General features: G+C 69.9%; 27 protein-coding genes. 26 read left to right on the top strand and 1 reads right to left on the bottom strand.

The window, feature by feature from the left end; all coding sequences use genetic code 11:
• The first annotated feature begins 49 nt into the window (after positions 1-49).
• The 15 genes from QA861_RS10550 to QA861_RS10480 all read left to right on the top strand — a co-directional run bounded on the left by QA861_RS10550 (position 50) and on the right by QA861_RS10480 (position 8,411).
• Positions 50-655: a 3'-5' exonuclease gene (locus QA861_RS10550; protein WP_334588046.1), complete on the top strand. Its 606-nt coding sequence runs from the start codon at positions 50-52 to the stop codon at positions 653-655.
• A complete protein-coding gene (locus QA861_RS10545) occupies positions 652-1,131 on the top strand; it encodes a hypothetical protein (protein ID WP_334588042.1) in 480 nt (159 codons plus the stop codon). The genes QA861_RS10550 and QA861_RS10545 overlap by 4 nt, the downstream gene beginning before the upstream one ends.
• Complete coding sequence (locus QA861_RS10540) at positions 1,128-1,475, top strand: hypothetical protein (protein ID WP_334588040.1); 348 nt, start codon at positions 1,128-1,130, stop codon at positions 1,473-1,475. Before QA861_RS10545 ends, QA861_RS10540 begins: the two co-directional genes overlap by 4 nt.
• Complete coding sequence (locus QA861_RS10535) at positions 1,472-1,792, top strand: hypothetical protein (protein ID WP_334588039.1); 321 nt, start codon at positions 1,472-1,474, stop codon at positions 1,790-1,792. Before QA861_RS10540 ends, QA861_RS10535 begins: the two co-directional genes overlap by 4 nt.
• On the top strand, positions 1,789-2,169 hold the full coding sequence (locus tag QA861_RS10530) for a WhiB family transcriptional regulator (RefSeq protein ID WP_334588038.1): 381 nt from the start codon (positions 1,789-1,791) through the stop codon (positions 2,167-2,169). The genes QA861_RS10535 and QA861_RS10530 overlap by 4 nt, the downstream gene beginning before the upstream one ends.
• Entirely contained in the window at positions 2,169-3,056 is an 888-nt protein-coding gene (locus QA861_RS10525; protein ID WP_334588036.1) for a hypothetical protein, read from the top strand. The genes QA861_RS10530 and QA861_RS10525 overlap by 1 nt, the downstream gene beginning before the upstream one ends.
• Complete coding sequence (locus QA861_RS10520; RefSeq protein WP_334588034.1) at positions 3,053-3,598, top strand: WhiB family transcriptional regulator; 546 nt, start codon at positions 3,053-3,055, stop codon at positions 3,596-3,598. The genes QA861_RS10525 and QA861_RS10520 overlap by 4 nt, the downstream gene beginning before the upstream one ends.
• A complete protein-coding gene (locus QA861_RS10515) occupies positions 3,595-3,750 on the top strand; it encodes a hypothetical protein (RefSeq protein ID WP_334588032.1) in 156 nt (51 codons plus the stop codon). Before QA861_RS10520 ends, QA861_RS10515 begins: the two co-directional genes overlap by 4 nt.
• Positions 3,751-3,806: 56 nt before the next feature.
• The gene (locus QA861_RS10510; protein ID WP_334588030.1) at positions 3,807-4,250 is read left to right on the top strand and encodes a hypothetical protein; all 444 of its coding nucleotides are present in this window, start codon (positions 3,807-3,809) and stop codon (positions 4,248-4,250) included.
• Positions 4,251-4,323: 73 nt separating this feature from the next.
• On the top strand, positions 4,324-4,752 hold the full coding sequence (locus tag QA861_RS10505; protein WP_334588028.1) for a hypothetical protein: 429 nt from the start codon (positions 4,324-4,326) through the stop codon (positions 4,750-4,752).
• 143 nt (positions 4,753-4,895) lie between these two features.
• Positions 4,896-6,104: a T4 RnlA family RNA ligase gene (locus QA861_RS10500; RefSeq protein ID WP_334588026.1), complete on the top strand. Its 1,209-nt coding sequence runs from the start codon at positions 4,896-4,898 to the stop codon at positions 6,102-6,104.
• A gap of 2 nt (positions 6,105-6,106) precedes the next feature.
• Complete coding sequence (locus QA861_RS10495) at positions 6,107-7,024, top strand: phosphatase domain-containing protein (RefSeq protein WP_334588024.1); 918 nt, start codon at positions 6,107-6,109, stop codon at positions 7,022-7,024.
• Positions 7,025-7,160: 136 nt separating this feature from the next.
• Positions 7,161-7,352: a hypothetical protein gene (locus QA861_RS10490; protein WP_334588022.1), complete on the top strand. Its 192-nt coding sequence runs from the start codon at positions 7,161-7,163 to the stop codon at positions 7,350-7,352.
• A gap of 34 nt (positions 7,353-7,386) precedes the next feature.
• Positions 7,387-8,223, top strand: a complete 837-nt coding sequence (locus QA861_RS10485) for a DNA-methyltransferase (protein ID WP_334588020.1) — start codon at positions 7,387-7,389, stop codon at positions 8,221-8,223.
• Positions 8,220-8,411 carry a hypothetical protein gene (locus tag QA861_RS10480; protein ID WP_334588018.1) on the top strand — a complete coding sequence of 64 codons (192 nt, stop codon included), beginning with the start codon at positions 8,220-8,222 and terminating at the stop codon, positions 8,409-8,411. The genes QA861_RS10485 and QA861_RS10480 overlap by 4 nt, the downstream gene beginning before the upstream one ends.
• Before the next feature lie 66 nt (positions 8,412-8,477).
• Here the strand turns inward: QA861_RS10480 and QA861_RS10475 are convergent, their stop codons facing one another.
• Positions 8,478-8,726, bottom strand: a complete 249-nt coding sequence (locus tag QA861_RS10475) for a type II toxin-antitoxin system prevent-host-death family antitoxin (RefSeq protein ID WP_334588017.1) — start codon at positions 8,724-8,726, stop codon at positions 8,478-8,480.
• A 60-nt stretch (positions 8,727-8,786) separates the two neighbouring features.
• Between QA861_RS10475 and QA861_RS10470 the strand changes: the two genes are divergently transcribed.
• The 11 genes from QA861_RS10470 to QA861_RS10420 all read left to right on the top strand — a co-directional run bounded on the left by QA861_RS10470 (position 8,787) and on the right by QA861_RS10420 (position 15,125).
• Positions 8,787-9,365, top strand: a complete 579-nt coding sequence (locus QA861_RS10470; protein ID WP_334588016.1) for a GIY-YIG nuclease family protein — start codon at positions 8,787-8,789, stop codon at positions 9,363-9,365.
• Between the two features lie 60 nt (positions 9,366-9,425).
• On the top strand, positions 9,426-10,367 hold the full coding sequence (locus QA861_RS10465; protein WP_334588015.1) for a hypothetical protein: 942 nt from the start codon (positions 9,426-9,428) through the stop codon (positions 10,365-10,367).
• Between the two features lie 8 nt (positions 10,368-10,375).
• Positions 10,376-11,110 (top strand): ATP-binding protein, encoded by a 735-nt coding sequence (locus QA861_RS10460; protein ID WP_334588014.1) that lies wholly within the window; start codon positions 10,376-10,378, stop codon positions 11,108-11,110.
• Complete coding sequence (locus QA861_RS10455) at positions 11,107-11,802, top strand: PDDEXK family nuclease (RefSeq protein WP_334588012.1); 696 nt, start codon at positions 11,107-11,109, stop codon at positions 11,800-11,802. Before QA861_RS10460 ends, QA861_RS10455 begins: the two co-directional genes overlap by 4 nt.
• Complete coding sequence (locus QA861_RS10450) at positions 11,799-12,116, top strand: zinc finger domain-containing protein (protein ID WP_334588010.1); 318 nt, start codon at positions 11,799-11,801, stop codon at positions 12,114-12,116. The genes QA861_RS10455 and QA861_RS10450 overlap by 4 nt, the downstream gene beginning before the upstream one ends.
• A complete protein-coding gene (locus tag QA861_RS10445) occupies positions 12,113-12,709 on the top strand; it encodes a hypothetical protein (RefSeq protein ID WP_334588009.1) in 597 nt (198 codons plus the stop codon). The genes QA861_RS10450 and QA861_RS10445 overlap by 4 nt, the downstream gene beginning before the upstream one ends.
• Before the next feature lie 229 nt (positions 12,710-12,938).
• The gene (locus tag QA861_RS10440) at positions 12,939-13,322 is read left to right on the top strand and encodes a hypothetical protein (RefSeq protein ID WP_334588007.1); all 384 of its coding nucleotides are present in this window, start codon (positions 12,939-12,941) and stop codon (positions 13,320-13,322) included.
• 85 nt (positions 13,323-13,407) lie between these two features.
• A complete protein-coding gene (locus tag QA861_RS10435) occupies positions 13,408-14,067 on the top strand; it encodes a MazG-like family protein (RefSeq protein WP_334588005.1) in 660 nt (219 codons plus the stop codon).
• On the top strand, positions 14,067-14,336 hold the full coding sequence (locus QA861_RS10430; protein WP_334588003.1) for a hypothetical protein: 270 nt from the start codon (positions 14,067-14,069) through the stop codon (positions 14,334-14,336). Before QA861_RS10435 ends, QA861_RS10430 begins: the two co-directional genes overlap by 1 nt.
• A gap of 56 nt (positions 14,337-14,392) precedes the next feature.
• A complete protein-coding gene (locus QA861_RS10425) occupies positions 14,393-14,533 on the top strand; it encodes a hypothetical protein (protein WP_334588001.1) in 141 nt (46 codons plus the stop codon).
• A 61-nt stretch (positions 14,534-14,594) separates the two neighbouring features.
• On the top strand, positions 14,595-15,125 hold the full coding sequence (locus QA861_RS10420; protein ID WP_334587999.1) for a hypothetical protein: 531 nt from the start codon (positions 14,595-14,597) through the stop codon (positions 15,123-15,125).
• Positions 15,126-15,155 lie beyond the last annotated feature (30 nt).

Here is a 15,155-nt window from a genome sequence, read left to right as displayed (position 1 = left end):
GGGCGGCCGGCACCCAGCACACCACAGAACCCCTGAACGGAGAACCATCGTGCATCCGATCGCCTTCGTCGACACGGAGACCACCCACCTCAACGCCGAGATCGGCGACGCGTGGGAGGTTGCCGTCATCCTCCGCGAGTCCGACGCCGTCATGGCGCCCGCCACGGACACCGAGTACGTGTGGCAGATCCGCCCGGACCTGACCGTCGCCGACCCCGAGTCGCTGAAGATCGGCCGGTACGAGGAGCGCTTCGTCGTCCCCGTGTACGTCGAGGCCGCGTTCACCGGCTATGAGGGCGGCCCGATCGTCCCGATGACCCGCGCGCAGGCCGAAAGTGCCATCCTCTCCGTCCTTCGCGGCGCCATCCTCGTCGGTAGCAACCCCGGCTTCGACGACCGGTTCCTCCGCAAGCTCCTCGGCCCCGGCAGCGCCCAGTGGCACTACCGGCCCATCGACATCGCAACCCTCGCCGCCGGGTTCATGTGGGCGCACGAGCCCGCCCTGATGGCGAGGGACCCGAAGCCGATCTCGTCGCGCTGGCTGTCCCGTCAGCTCGGTGTCGAACCTCCCGATGGCGACGTCGCGCACACCGCGCTCGGTGACGCCCGCTGGGCGCGCGACGTGTACGACGCGGTCACCGGCGGTGCGTCATGACCTGGTTCGCGTCCCGTCGCCGTCACGATGCCGAACTCGCCGACGCCCGCGAGGAGACCATCCGCTGGCGTGAGCGCGCCCTCAAGGCCGAAGCCCGCGCCACCACCGAGATCGAAGCCCGGCGCACCATCACCCGCCAGCACGCCGAACTCGACGCCGCGAATGCTCGCCTGGCCGGCCGGAACAAGGCGCTCGGCGAGCGGCTGGCCGAGGCGCAGGTCGTGAACGGGTTCGACCCGGTGGCGGCGAAGCGTACGGCGGAGCGGATCGCCGCCGTCCAGAAGGCAGCCGCCGCGGGCCGCGAGGAAGCCGCGGTGGCGAGGGCGGAAGCACGGAGGGAGCGGAAGCGCGCCGACCGCCTACAGAAGGAGCTGGACAACGCGCTCGGCATGCCGCCCGGCGGCCTCCTGGACAGCGCCGTCTGGCAGCCCGGCTACGAGGCACCGAAGCCCGACACGGGGGTGAGCACGTCATGAGCGACTACAGCGTTGCGTTGACGGTCACCGGTATATGGATGGCGGGGTGGGCGAATGTGTTCGCCCGCCTGTGGGTGACGCGACCTGCCGGGGCCCCGGCGCCGGCCCGGCACCGCATGTCGCGTCCGCCTGTGCGGGCGGTGGTCGACGAGGTCACGCTCGAAACCCTCCTGCCGCCGTGGCCGGACAGGGCGCCTTCGTACGGGGTGTTGGCGCAGGCATGGAAGTGGTGCGGCAACTGCTGTCGTACCGAGCCGTCCGTGCTGAACAAGGACGGCTGGCTGTGCGGGCACTGCTGCACGCCGATCCCCGCCGACGGTGTCGAGCTGAGTGATGCCGCATGAACGCCACCGTCGCCAACCTCGCCTTCGCCTGCGGGCTCCTCGGGGTGGCCGCCGCGATCTTGGCATTCTGCCGCTGGCTGTCTCGCCGCAACCGGGTCCAAGACGCACGCCGCGCCCAGTTCATCCGCGCCACCCATGAGCGCGCCCGCACGGCCGCCGTCCTCGACCCGGTCACCCTCGCCGAACCTGCCGCCAGCCCCGTCATCCAGGCGGAGGACCACCTCATGCGGTTCCTCATCGCCGACCCGGACGTCGCCGACGGGTTCGCCCGCCTCAACCAGGCCGCCCACGACCAGCAGAAGGGGGAACAGGCGTGAGCCGCTACGACTGGATGACCGACGCGTCCTGCGCCCAAGTCGACCCTGACCTGTGGCACGACGGCAGGTACGCCGCCGCGCAACGGATCTGCCTGGGCTGCCCCGTCCGCCCACAGTGCGAATCCCACACCGACCGCCTCGACGCCGACAGCGACGTCTACGGCCAGCACGGCATGTGGGCCGCACGTACCCGCAAGCAGCGCACAACCGGCGGCGGCCGACGCCCCGCGTACAACCACGACGTGATCGTCCGCCTCGTCGAGCGGGGCGGCATGGACGACCACGAGATCGCCAACCACATCGGCTGCGACGTCCGCACCGTCTGGCGTGCGAAGAAAAACCACCGCGACCAGCAGGCCCAGGCGGTGAGCGCCTGATGTCCACCCCGAACGCGACCCGCGCCGACATCATCGCCATGCTCCGCGACGGCCACAGCAACGGCCGCATCATGCGCGAACTCCACTGCGACAAGCAGCGCGTCCGCCGCCTCCGAGCCGAACTTGACCTGCCGCAGTACGTGCCCGTCGAGCAGACCCGCACGATCGAAGAAAAGTGGGCCCTCTTCGCGAAGTCCGTCGACGACGGCCACACGGAGTGGACCGGGACGCGCGGCACGTCCTCCGGCACGCCAGTCCTGTCGTACAAGGACCGGCTGCACACCGCCGCATCCGTCGCCTTCAAAATCCACAACGGGCGGGAACCGGAAGGCTACGTCCTCCCCGACTGCGGCATGCGCCACTGCGTCACCCCCGGCCACGTCAACGACGAGGCCGGCCGCCAGCGGGACCGCCAGCGAGTCCGTACCGACCGCGGCTTGATGGACCGGCCCGCTACCTGCGTGCGCGGCCACGATCAGGCCGAGCGGGGGCGTCTCGAACCCGACGGCACCGCGTACTGCGAAATGTGCAAGGCGGAAGACAAACGCGCCCAGCGGAACCCGGCGCTCGCGAGCCCGGAGCGTCGCCCCGCCCGGTCTCTGGAGCAGACGCTCCGGCGACGCAGCGTGCCCGTCGGTGGCGGCCACCGTCGGTGGACCGGCTCGACCTGGAAGACGACGCCGTCGGTCTGGTGGCAGGGAGCCCCTCACTCTGCCTACAAGGTCGCCTTCCGCCTCCACCACGGCCGTGACCCGGAGGGAATGGTGACGTCCGCCTGCGAGGTACCGCTCTGCGTGGCCGGCGGATGCCTGCTGGACCAGCGGATGCGGCAGGCCAACGAGCGTGCTGACGCGGCGTTCGCGGCCATATTCGGGGAGGCGGCATGAGCACCGACTGGCTGGATCTCGGCCTGTGCCGTGAGGACGACGAGCCTGACGCCTGGTTCCCGGTGGGCACGGGTCCGCAGGCGAAGGCCGACGAGGCACACGCGAAGGCCGTGTGCTGGCAGTGCCCGGCGCGTGAACGCTGCGCCTGGGAAGCCATCGAGCGGCGCGAGCCGAGCGGAGTCTGGGGTGGCCTGTCGGAGGGTGAGCGGCGGCTGATCCTGCGCCGTCGCGGCGTCAAGCTCGCCGACCCGGACCCCGATCCGGATGAGGGCGGCGACCGGCCGCGAACCCTGCACACGATCTGGCAGGCGCGGGCCGCTGCTACCGGTGACGGGCACTGCGCCTGGAAGGGCGGCCAGCCGATCACGTACCAGCAGCAGCACTACACGCCGCACCAGATCGCGTTCGCGGTGTCGCGCGGCCGGATGCCGGTGGGGCCGGTCCTGCCGACGTGTTCGCGGGCGGGCTGCATTCTGCCCGCGCACATCAAGGACCAGCTGGAGCGCGAGGAATCCTCCCGGGCTACGGCGGTGGCGTCATGAACGACCGCTTCACCCCTGCCGTCCTGTTCGGCGCGGTCGCGTCCGCTGCCGCCTGGGCTGACGGTGCGCCTCTGTTCTGGACGGTCACGGCGGGGGCGCTCATGGCGGGCCTGACCTGGCTTATTCAGCACCGCCTCCGCAACCGCCGCTGACCCACACGAGAAACCCCGCCGGGCGGAAACCGGCGGGGTCCGACTAGGAGACCACGATGCTCAACCGCCCGTACACCGACGTCGACTGCCGCCATGAGGCCGCCCGCCAGTACGCCGAAATCCTCCGCGCCCCGGACCTGGCGGAGGTCGGCGACGAGATGCAGCCGCAGCCCATCGCATCAACCGTCGGCGACGGCCCCGGCGAGACCGCGACCTGGATCGGCTTGTCCGGCGAAGAATTCCACGACGCCCGCAACGAGATCCGCGAACTCCTCGCCACCGCACCCGACTTGTCCCGCTGGGCTGTCGACCTCGGCGCGAACCACCTGACCTCCACCACCGAGTTGGCGTGGGGCAACGGCGGGTGGGACCTCGGCATCCAGATCGCGCACCGGCCTGGTGTCGCCGACGAACTGCATGAGGCGCTCGTGAAAGCGATCGGCGGGGCCGTCGGAGTCGTCCTCGGCAACCGCGGCCTCGACTGCCCGCGCATCACCTGACCCAGACGCAAGCAGCCCCGCCGACGGGAATTCGGCGGGGTCACCCCTCCAGCCAACCATGAAAGGCCACACCGTGACCGACCAGCCGTACACCGACACCGACCTTCGCGCCGAGGCCGCCCGCCAGCACGCCACCCTCGCTGAGGACCCCGACTTCATGGGTGTCGGCGAGCAGATGGAAGACGCATCCGTCGAGTCGACCGACGACGGCGACAGCTCGCTGACGTGGACGGAGCTCCTCGTCCCGCAGGGCGCAGGCGCGAGCCACGAAGCTTTCGGCGAGGCGCAGCGGAAGATCCACGACCTGATCAACGGCGCGGCCGACGTGTCCGATTGGGCCGTCAACCTTGGCGCCGACGGGCTGGAGCCTCACGGCCGCGCCATCGACCTCGGAGACCGCCGGGTCCGCATCCACTTCGCGTTCGCGGCCGACATGAGCGACGACGACCGGGCCGACCTGATCAGCCAGCTCGCCGCGTTCGTGACGCACGGCCTCACCTGACCCTCTGACCGGCGGTCGACCCCACGGAGTCCCCCCGCTCCGCGACCGCCACGACCCGGGCCCCGCGCGCCGCTCACCCAGGCGCGGGGCCCGGGGTCCCGACACCGACCGATCAGCAGCACCGCCCACAGAGAGGCCGCCCGTTGACCCACCTCAACGACGTCATCCCCGCAGACGAGATGCACGCCGCACTCGACGCCGGATACGTCACCCGCCGCCAGCACCCCACCCTGCCACTGTCCATCTACACCTACTCGCGTGCCGCCCAGTACGAGCGCGCCTGGACAACCGCCACCATCCGATGCCGCGGCCTGATCGCCGACGACCTCACCGGCCAGATCATCGCCTGGCCGTTCGAAAAGTTCTTCAACGTCGGAGAGCACGCCCAAGGGAACGAGTACGCGCCGCCGCTCCCCGAGGGCGAGCCGTTCGAGGTGTACGACAAGGTCGACGGCAGTCTCGGCATCCTCTTCCACTACAACGACCGCTGGCACGCCGCCTCCAAAGGCAGCTTCATCAGCGAGCAAGCACAGTGGGCGCAACGCTGGATCGACGACCACGACACCCGCGCCCTGTGGCCGGGCACCACCTACCTCGCCGAGATCATCTACCCGGCCAACCGCATCGTCGTCGACTACGGCCAGCGCGAAGACCTCGTCCTCCTCGGGGCGTTCGACCACGACGGCACCGAGATCCCACTCACGACAGCATCCGTCGAATGGCTGGAGCTCGGCTCCGTCGTCCGCACCTGGGGCGCCCTGCCCCTCGCCAAGCTCCTCGAACTGGCCGAGACCAACCGGACCCCGGCAGGCGACGAGACGACCGGCATGGCCAGCGAGGGCTACGTCATCCGCTACGCGTCCGGGCTGCGCGCGAAGGCCAAGCTGGCCGAGTACGTCCGCCTCCACAAGGTGCTCACCGGCATCTCGGAGCGGGACATCTGGCGGTACGCGGGCATCCAACTCTTCGCCGACCAGCCCGCCACCCTTGTCGCGAAGTCGCTCGGCTGCCCCCTCGCCGAAGTACAGGCGCTCGCCGACGGCGGACGCGGCCCCCTCGACGCCCTGCTGGAACAGGTCCCCGACGAGTTCGACCAGTGGGTCCGCACCGTGGTCGAGCGCCTCGAAGACGAAGCCGCGGTCCGCGCCGACCAGGCCGCCAACGAGTTCGAGCAGATCGCCCACCTCACCGCAGACCGCGGCCAGTTCGCCCGTGCCGCCCAGCGCATCACCGACCCCGCGGTCCGTGCCTGCATGTTCCTCATCCTCGACGGCCGGCCGACCGGCCTGCATCTGTGGCGCGCCATCAAGCCGGAAGCGGCCACGCCGTACACCACCGACGAGGAGGCCTGACCATGCCGACGATCCACATCACTACGGGGTTGCCTGCCAGCGGGAAGACGACGGCCGCCCGCCAGCTCCTCGCCGACGCGCGCGGCCGGATGCGCCGGGTCAACCTCGACGACATCCGCCACATGCTCGACCACACCGGTGGCGAACGCGTCTGGTCCAAGGCCCACGAGGCGACCGCCCTCGACGTCCAGGACGCCGCGGTCCGCGCGGCGATCGCCGGGGGCTTCGACGTCGTCGTCGACAACACCCACCTGACCCCGGGCATCCCGAAGCGGATCAAGGCCGCCGCTGCCGGGCAAGCCGCGTTCGTCGTCCACGACTTCACCGACGTGCCCATCGAGGAGTGCATCCGCCGCGACGCTGGCCGTGGGGAAGCGTCCGTCGGGGCAGACGTCATCCGCCGCCTGGCCGACAATCACGCCAAGGCCACCAAGAACGGATGGCGCCTCACCCCGGAGTGGCTCAACGACCAGCCGGCCATCACCCCGTACGAGGCGGACCCGTCCCGGCCGGTCGCGGTGATGTGCGACATCGACGGCACCCTCGCCCTGATGGACGGCCGCGGCCCGTACGACTTCGCCCGCTGCGGCGAGGACCGGCTGAACGTGCCGGTACGCGCGGCTCTCGTCTCGTTCCGGCTGGCCAACGACGACCGGATTGTTCTCCTGTCCGGGCGCAGCGAAGAGTTCCGGCCCCAGACCGAGGCATGGCTGTCCCGGCATCACGTCCCGTACGACGAACTCCACATGCGGGCGGCTGGCGACGTACGGCGCGACGACATCGTCAAGGCCGAACTGTTCGACGCGCATGTCCGGCACGAGTACGCGGTGCGGGTTTCGCTCGACGACCGGGACCGGGTGGTCGCGCTGTGGCGGCGCATGGGGATCTCGACGTGGCAGGTGAACTATGGCGCGTTCTGAGACGGCCATCCAACCGACCCTCGACGGCACCGTACCCACGCCCGCGACCGGCCTCAGCTACAGCGAATGGTACGACCAGGTCCGGCCCGCATTCGTGGCCGCAGCGCAGTCCGGGCAGCGGTTTACGACATAGGAGGTGGCCAAGGATCACGACCTCCCCGAGCCGCCGAACCCGCGCGCGGACTGGGGAAATGCGACGCAGCGCTTCGCCCACGAAGGGCTCATCGAGCACTGCGGGTTCGACCGCTCCAGCCGGCCGACCGGTGAAAAGTCGGCCGTGGCCGTTTGGCGAGGCACCCGCGCGGCGCAGGCGGGGAGGGCCGCGTGACCGGGCGCTACGGACCACTCACCGAGGAGACCTGATGGACCCCTACTGGCAAGACGCCGACACCGGCCTACAGCTCTACCTGGGAGACATGCGGGAGGTACTCCCGGCCTTGGACGTCAAGGCTGATTTGATCTTGGCAGATCCGCCCTACTCGGAAACCTCGCTCACCTGGGACCGATGGCCCGACGGCTGGCTGAACATAGCCGCCGCCCACTCCCGCAGCATGTGGTGCTTCGGCAGCCAGCGCATGTTCTTCGACCACCTCACCGAGTACCGGACTGCCGGATGGAAGCTCTCCCAGGACGTCGTAGCCAAAGACGACGACGGCGATCCGGTCTACGGCGACGTGAACGTCGTATGGGAGAAGAACAACGGCTCAGGCCGCGCAACCGACCGCTTCCGCCGCGTCCACGAACACGTCCTGCACTGGTACCGAGGCGGCGGCTGGCGCGACGAAATCCACCACGAGGCCCAGCGCCATGTCCCGCCAGGCGGCGTGAAATCGCGCACCAAGCCCGGAGAGACCGTTCGCAAGAACCCCAACGACATCCCCCACGCGGGCCAGTACCGGGCCGTGGACTGGGTGGACGACGGCACACGCCTCATGACCAGCGTCATCCCCGCCCAGTCAATGCGGGGCCGCGCGCTCCACCCCACCGAGAAACCACTCCCGCTGCTCGACCCGCTGATCCGTTACGCCTGTCCGCCTGGCGGCCTCGTCCTCGACCCGTTCGCCGGGAGTGGCTCCACCTTGGACGCGGCCCGCCAGTCCGGCCGGCGCGCGATCGGCATCGAGGCGAACGAGGAGTACGCGGAACGGGCCGCACTACGCCTGTCTCACGCCGTGCTGCCGCTCGGGGAGACGTCGTGAACAAGGACGTCCAGCAGTACCTCCGCAAGATCCGCCGCCAGGGTTTCGCCGTCCGCATCTCCGGCTCCGGCCACTACCTGTGCACGGCGCCCGACGGCCGGCGCGCATCCATACCGGCCACACCACGCGGCGGCAAAGCAGTCACCGGCATACGGGCCACGCTCCGCCAACTCGGCGCACGTCTGTAGCCGCACGAGCAGCACGAAAGCCCCGCGTCACCACGACGCGGGGCCCGAGGAAGGAGGGGTGGGGTGTCAGGACTCGGCGATGGTACGAGCGGCGTTGACGTCGCGTTGAGCCGGCGAGTCGGTCAGCACGCGCTCCTCGCCGAGCGACGCGAGGGCGCGCTCGTAGAAGTCCATCGACACGATCACTGCCACGCGCTTGCCGCGACTGGTCAGCACGGTCGTCTCGTCGCTGTAGCGGGCGCGGCCCACTGCATCGGCAAACGAGTTCCGTACGTCCGCGATGCGCTCCTCGTACTCAATCTTCGGCGCGGTCATAGCCGGAGTGTAACTGAACAACTCCACGTACATGGTGTACATGAGAGCTATGATGTACGCATGATCGAGGGAATCCCCGAAGACCTGGCTACCTCCATGTCCGCGACCTTCCAGCACATCGGCCTGATCCAGGCCAAGGAAGATCGGCTGGCCGAGGCCCGGTGGGACGCGCTGCGTCAAGTCCTCCACCGCATCGGCGCCGAGTATCGAGCGGGCGCCATCACCTACACCCAGCTGTGCGGCGTCCTCACCGCCGTACGCGCCACCAAGCAGCAAGGGGCCATGCGCCTCTGGGACGACATAGTCGGCGTGCCGTGGCAGCGACTCGCCCAGTACGGCAAGCGACTCCCCAACGGCCCCGAAGGCAGCTGGGTCGGCGACTACCCCATCCCCGCCGACGCGCCCATGCCGATCTACGGCGTCCCCGTCGTCTACGTCCTGTTCGACGAGGCCAACGCCCCCTGCTACGTCGGCTCCACCGACAAGCTCAGCCCGCGTCTGACCGCCCACGCCAAGAACGGCAAGCACTTCGTCCGCTGGCAGGCGCACCTCTGCGACGACCGCGACCACGCGTACCGCCTCGAAGACCGCCTTCTCAGGCAGCACAAGCCCTACCTCAACCGGAAGGCCAGCAGATGACCAGCCTTCCGGCGTACGCCGCCCGACAAGCCTGATCAGCACGAACGAGAGAAGCGCCTTATGCCTTGGGTGAAGCTGGACGACCGGTTCCCGTCGCACCGCAAGATCGCCTTGCTGTCCGACCGGGCGTTCCGGCTGCACATCTCTGCGATCTGCTGGTGCGCCGAGAACCTCACCGACGGCCGTATCAGCGACCGCGAGTTGGCGCTCGTGGCCCACGTACGCGGCATCAAGGCGACCGCGAAGCAGCTCGAAGACGCCGGCGTATGGGACCGCACCGAGGACGGCTGGGAGATCCACGACTTCCTCGACTACAACCCGTCCCGCGAACAGGTCCTCGTCGAGCGGAAGAAGAACGCCGAACGCCAGGAGAAGTTCCGGCGCCGGAAGAATGGCAAGCCCGTTCCGCCGGACGACTCGGACGCCTCAAGTAACGGGGGTAGTAACGGCGTTACGCCGGACGACTCCGATGCACCCGAAACGCACGACGGCGACACGAGCGCAGCACGACGGCGACACGACGGCGACACGACGGCGACTTCAACCCGTTCGCTTCCAGAGACAGACCCGCAGGTCACAGCGATTCGTCACGGCGTTACTAACGAAGCCCCGACCCGACCCGACCCGACCCGACCACTATCTATGGCTGATCTTGATGGGGAAAGTGCACGAAGTGGGGGGCTAGAGAGCGACGCCTTCGGCCTCTCCCCGATCGACGTAGACGGCTTCGAACTCACCGATGCGATGCGCGCCTGGTCGCTGCGCACTTTCGGTCCCGCCCTCGATGTCGACTACGAGACCGCCCAGTTCGTCGACCACTTCCGTGCCCAGAACGTGCGCCGCCCGAACTGGCCGACCGAGTGGCAGAAGTGGGTGCGCCGCTCCGCGAAGTTCGCGTCCGAACGATCCACCCGCCCTCCGCTGCGTGCCGTGTCCGGCGGCTACCAGTCCTACCGCGAGCCCACTGCCGAAGACCGTGCCGCCGACCTTGGCCACTTCTAGGAGCCCCCATGCCCGAACCCGAAAGCCTCTCCGAGAACCGGCCCAGCATGCTCGCCCGCCTCATGGCCGGAATCACCCAGCATGCGCCCGGCGAAACCGCCGGCCCTGTCGACGACACCCCCACCCCCGACGACCCCGGGCACCCGGAGTACCACCGCCGCCAACGCGCCGAGTTCGCCCTCACCCGCTGGACCGCCGCCGTCCCGTACCGGTACCGGCAGGCGACCGCCGAACACCCCGCCGTCCAGGCGTGGGCCGACCGTGCTGCCGCAGACATCCGTGATGCCGGGATCCTCGTCCTTCACGGGAACATCGGCACGGGCAAAACGCATCAGGCGTACGGCGCGCTGCGTCGTATCGCCGAAGCCGGGCCCTTCAACTTTCAGATGATCGCCACCACCGCCCCCGACCTGTACGGCCTGCTGCGGCCCGGCGGGTCGGAGAAGGGCAGCGAGCACGAGTTGAAGCGGATCTGCAAGATCCCGCTGCTCCTCCTGGACGACCTCGGTACGGAGAAGCTGTCCGAGTTCACCGAGGAGACCACGACCCGGATCGTGAACTACCGGTACAACGAGTCGCTTCCGCTGCTAATCACCACCAACCTGCCCATCAAGACCGGCACACCGAGCCCCGACCTCGTCACCCGCCTCGGGGACCGGCTCGCATCCCGCCTCGCACAAACCGCGACGATCATCGGCTTCGACGGGCCCGACCTCCGCCGCACCCTCCGGAGCGTCTCGTGACCGACGACGCCCCCGAGATCGACGCCATCCCCACCGCATACGGCGACGTCACCCTCCGCTCCCGCCTCGAAGCGAAGTGGGCAACCTTCCTCGACAGCCACCGCATCGTCTGGCAGTACGAACCCGAGACCATCACCCTGCCCTCCGGCACCGTGTACGTCCCCGACTTCTGGCTGCCCGAACTCGGCACGTGGATCGAAGTCAAAGGCGACGGCGTACCGCGGATCGAGAAAGCCATCGAGTTCGGCAAGGCGCGCGCCTGCCACTGTGACGGCGACTGCACGTGCCAGTGGCCCGGCGGCGAACTCGTCCTCATCGGCCACCCGCCGAAGCCCTACGACCCGGCGCGCGACCCGAAACTCCTCGGCGCCCACTACACCGCCATCGCCAACGCTCGGCGCCGCCACGGCGGGCACCCCAACTGGACCACCGGATGCGGGCGCACCGCCTGGCTCGGCGTCTGCCAGTCCTGCTGCCGCGCCGGGTGGTTCCTCGCCCACCACCCCATGCGATGCCGCTCCTGCCGCCAAAGGCCCACCACCGGGCGCCTCTACGCCGTCGTCGAACTCGCCCTCGCCTTCCCGAAGGACGTCGGCGCCCTCGTTCGGCCACTGCCGGCCGACCCCGAGCGAGAGGCCCGGCTCGCCGAGCGCCTCGTCGAGCTTCACGAGGACTACGAGGAGCCGTGGTGACCGACCGCCGCTACACCGCCCCCATGCCGGACGAACTCCGCCACCGGTTGCGTACCGGCCAGCATCCGGCCCGCGCCGTCCCGTGCCCGCACTGCAAGGCGCGCGCGCACTCGCCGTGCCGCCTGCGGAAGTCGGGCCGGCTCATGCCCCAGCCGCATCCGCAGCGTGTCGCCGCCTGGTCGCAGTTGATCGCCTGCTGCCCGGAATGCCAGGTCACCCCGACCGTGCCCTGTCGGACCCCGGAGGGCTGGCCGCTCCCCGATCACGCCGTTCACGCCCGCCGCACCACCGAAGCCGAGGAGACCTCACCGTGACCGTCGCCCTCCTCCCGCCGATCACGTCGGCGCCCGCCGCTGCCGTCGCCGGCATGGAGCCCCTCGCCGAAGGCCCGCGGTTCGTCCGTACGCGCGGCATGTCTCGCTGGCACCGACCGCGTTCCGGTGTCCGGTTCACCGACCGGGAACGCACCGTGTACGGCTGCTGGTGTGGGTACGGCGTCGGCGGCAGCGAGAAGGCCGGGGCATTCCTCGCCGCCGACGAACCGCCCGCCGGGGAGCTGGTGTGCGGAACGTGCGAAGGCCGTGCGGCCGGCGCCGGGCAGGACGACAGCCCCACCGGACGGGCGCTGGTGTTCAGCCCGCGGTCGATCGCTCCGCCGAAGAACTGCCCGGCATCCCGCCGCGGCCTGTATGCGGAACTGCCCGGCGGGCGGGTGGGTCTGTGTCTCGCGTGCGGTGACCACCAGCCGTTGCGTGCGATGGGCGGGCCGTACAACTCGCGGTACGCGATCGTGCAGCACCCGCCCGGGGCCGGACTCGTGGCGCCGTGCCCGTTCCACCGGTGGCAGCAGCTCGTCGCCGTCGACGGGCGGGTCCGCTGCGAATGCGGGCGGGAGGTCGGCCGGTGAGCGTCCGCCGTTGCGCCGACTGCAAGCGCGTCCTCCGCAAGGAGGTCGGACCTTACGGCCCTCGGTGCGCCAGGAAGCGGTCTCAGTTGGCAGCTGCGGGCCGAACGGGGGTTCCGCGCCCCGATGTGCCAACCGCCCTCTCGCAACGTCTCACGCGCCCGCCTGTGACCGTCAGCCCCGGGCAAGGCGAACTGCCGCTCGTGCTGCAACCAACCCTCTGGAGCAAGGCATGACCACACCCGAACCGACCGTCCAGGCCACGAAGTACGTCGTGAACTGCCTCCCCGAAGACGACTTCGACTCCCACGTCTTCGCCCTCACCGTCGAATACCGGGGCGCCGGACGGTGGGGCGTCTTCCGTAACCCGCACTACTGCCTCGGCACCGACGGCACCTGGTCCTACGGCTACAGCTGGCGCGACGGCGCACAGGAACCCGACGGCGACAACGAGTGGGCCGAGTACCACGCGGGCCGCGACGCCTGGCTGGACGAGCACCGGTTCGACGAAGAGACCGCGCTGAAGCTCGCCCGGGAACAGGCGCCGCTCGTCACGGTCAACGGCCTCACCGTCGCCGACGCGCTCCGCAGGGCCGCCAAGAGGGCCACCCCCTGACCCCGCCCGCACGGGGACCGGTCGCCGAGCCGACCACGCACCCGACCAGCGCTAACCGCCGAAACCCGACCCGAAGGAGAACCCGATGAACCTCGCCGAACTGATCACCGCACTCGAAGCCGCCAACCCCAACCAGACCGTCCGCCACGGCTTCACCCACCCGCACTCCTACCGCGGCTACTACCACGAACTCGCCTTCGAACCCGCCTCCAACGTCACCGTTCGTTCGATGCTCGTTGCCGCACGCTCCGCCCTCAACACCACCTACGAAGGCTGGAAGGGCGGCGACTACCTGATGCACGAGTACAGCGACTGCTGGCTGTCCGAGGAAGGAGCCGCGTCCGGCGACACGATCAGCGAACTGCTCCTGAAGCTGATGCTCACCGAGGCGGTCGCGCCCGCCGAGGCGGCACCCGCCAGCCCGATCAGCCCCGGCCAGTGGTCCACGATCCGCAGCCTCGTCGACTGGCTCGACTCCGAGAACGGACGCAGCCAGCAGGAGATCACCCTCCGCATCCTCAAGCTGACCGAGGAGACCGGCGAGGCCGCCCAAGCCTGGATCGGCGCCACCGGCCAGAACCCGCGCAAGGGCGTCACCCACACCCGCGAGGACGTGGCCGGCGAGTTGGTCGACGTCATCGTCACCGCCGCCGTCGCCCTCACGTCGATCGTCGACGACCCCGGTGCGGTCCTCGACGCCAAGCTCGCGAAGATCGCCGCCCGGTCGAAGACGGTGAACGACTGATGGCCCGCCACATCCGTGCCACCGATGTCGACGCGGTTCTCGCCTACGGCGGATTCGAGCCGTCCGAGTTCGACCCGCAGTCCGGCTGGACGCCCGGCTACCGGGTCGTTCAGTCGGGGCGCCGTCAGGTCAACGTCTTCCACGACGGGGCCGGTGAGGCCGACGGACTCGACGCATACCGGCTGGCGTTGCAGGCGGCCGGGTTCCACGTCATCCCCGACCAGCAGCCCGGCGGAGGACGGCGACGACTCCACATCACCCGGCACTGACCGCCCGCACCGACCCGGAGATCGGGTCAAACCCCCCGCAACCCAAGGAGCCCGACATGTACGCCGTCGACATCAGCGCTTTCATCTCCGACCTGGCCACCGAGGCCGAGGTCGACGAGATCCGCAACCTCATCGAGGCCGCCATCGGCGGGTGGAAGCCCACCGTCAGCGTCGACGTCCGCGAGTACGGCGCCTGACCTGGCGACCGCAGCCATACGACCCGTTACTGACCGGTTAGTCCAACAAGGAGAACGAGCAATGACCACCCGCCCCGCCCTACTCATCGACGTTGACGGCCCACTCAACCCCTACGCCGCCAACCCCAACCGCCGCCCCGACGGCTACCAGACCCACCGCATGCGCCCCTCCGGCTGGGACCAGCCCTGGCAGAAGCCTCTCCGCGTCTGGCTCAACCCCACCCACGGACCCGCCTTGCAGAAGCTGCCCTTCGATCTCGTCTGGTGCACCACGTGGGCCGCCGAAGCCAACGAGTGGATTGCCCCGCACATCGGGCTGCCCGAACTGCCCCACATCGACTGGGACCTCGACCGCCGCCCCGTCTCCGACCGCATGCCCGATGGCACGTACTGGAAGACCCACCAGGTCGTCGAGTACGCGGCTGGCCGCCCGTTCGCCTGGATCGACGACGAAATCCGGGACCTCGACAGCCAGTACGTCGCCGAGCACCACGACGGTCCGGCGTTCCTGCACCTCGTCAGCCCTCGACTCGGGCTCCTCGACGCCGACTTCGAGGCGCTCACCGCATGGGCGGACAGCTTGAACTCGTGAACCCCGACCTGACGTATCCGGCCCGCTTGC

Origin of the sequence: Streptomyces sp. B21-083, assembly GCF_036898825.1 — a bacterium.
Lineage (GTDB): Bacteria > Actinomycetota > Actinomycetes > Streptomycetales > Streptomycetaceae > Streptomyces.
This window is presented reverse-complemented; position numbering and strand designations above follow the sequence as displayed.

Excerpts from the sequence above, each read along its gene's own strand:
- QA861_RS10520 (WP_334588034.1), top strand. The coding sequence starts at position 3,053 with ATGAGCACCGACTGGCTGGATCTCGGCCTGTGCCGTGAGGACGACGAG.
- QA861_RS10510 (WP_334588030.1), top strand. The coding sequence starts at position 3,807 with ATGCTCAACCGCCCGTACACCGACGTCGACTGCCGCCATGAGGCCGCC.
- QA861_RS10425 (WP_334588001.1), top strand. The coding sequence starts at position 14,393 with ATGTACGCCGTCGACATCAGCGCTTTCATCTCCGACCTGGCCACCGAG.
- QA861_RS10515 (WP_334588032.1), top strand. The coding sequence starts at position 3,595 with ATGAACGACCGCTTCACCCCTGCCGTCCTGTTCGGCGCGGTCGCGTCC.
- QA861_RS10535 (WP_334588039.1), top strand. The coding sequence starts at position 1,472 with ATGAACGCCACCGTCGCCAACCTCGCCTTCGCCTGCGGGCTCCTCGGG.
- QA861_RS10495 (WP_334588024.1), top strand. The coding sequence starts at position 6,107 with ATGCCGACGATCCACATCACTACGGGGTTGCCTGCCAGCGGGAAGACG.
- QA861_RS10525 (WP_334588036.1), top strand. The coding sequence starts at position 2,169 with ATGTCCACCCCGAACGCGACCCGCGCCGACATCATCGCCATGCTCCGC.
- QA861_RS10540 (WP_334588040.1), top strand. The coding sequence starts at position 1,128 with ATGAGCGACTACAGCGTTGCGTTGACGGTCACCGGTATATGGATGGCG.
- QA861_RS10460 (WP_334588014.1), top strand. The coding sequence starts at position 10,376 with ATGCCCGAACCCGAAAGCCTCTCCGAGAACCGGCCCAGCATGCTCGCC.
- QA861_RS10430 (WP_334588003.1), top strand. The coding sequence starts at position 14,067 with ATGGCCCGCCACATCCGTGCCACCGATGTCGACGCGGTTCTCGCCTAC.
- QA861_RS10465 (WP_334588015.1), top strand. The coding sequence starts at position 9,426 with ATGCCTTGGGTGAAGCTGGACGACCGGTTCCCGTCGCACCGCAAGATC.
- QA861_RS10470 (WP_334588016.1), top strand. The coding sequence starts at position 8,787 with ATGATCGAGGGAATCCCCGAAGACCTGGCTACCTCCATGTCCGCGACC.
- QA861_RS10440 (WP_334588007.1), top strand. The coding sequence starts at position 12,939 with ATGACCACACCCGAACCGACCGTCCAGGCCACGAAGTACGTCGTGAAC.
- QA861_RS10420 (WP_334587999.1), top strand. The coding sequence starts at position 14,595 with ATGACCACCCGCCCCGCCCTACTCATCGACGTTGACGGCCCACTCAAC.
- QA861_RS10485 (WP_334588020.1), top strand. The coding sequence starts at position 7,387 with ATGGACCCCTACTGGCAAGACGCCGACACCGGCCTACAGCTCTACCTG.
- QA861_RS10545 (WP_334588042.1), top strand. The coding sequence starts at position 652 with ATGACCTGGTTCGCGTCCCGTCGCCGTCACGATGCCGAACTCGCCGAC.
- QA861_RS10475 (WP_334588017.1), bottom strand. The coding sequence starts at position 8,726 with ATGACCGCGCCGAAGATTGAGTACGAGGAGCGCATCGCGGACGTACGG.
- QA861_RS10435 (WP_334588005.1), top strand. The coding sequence starts at position 13,408 with ATGAACCTCGCCGAACTGATCACCGCACTCGAAGCCGCCAACCCCAAC.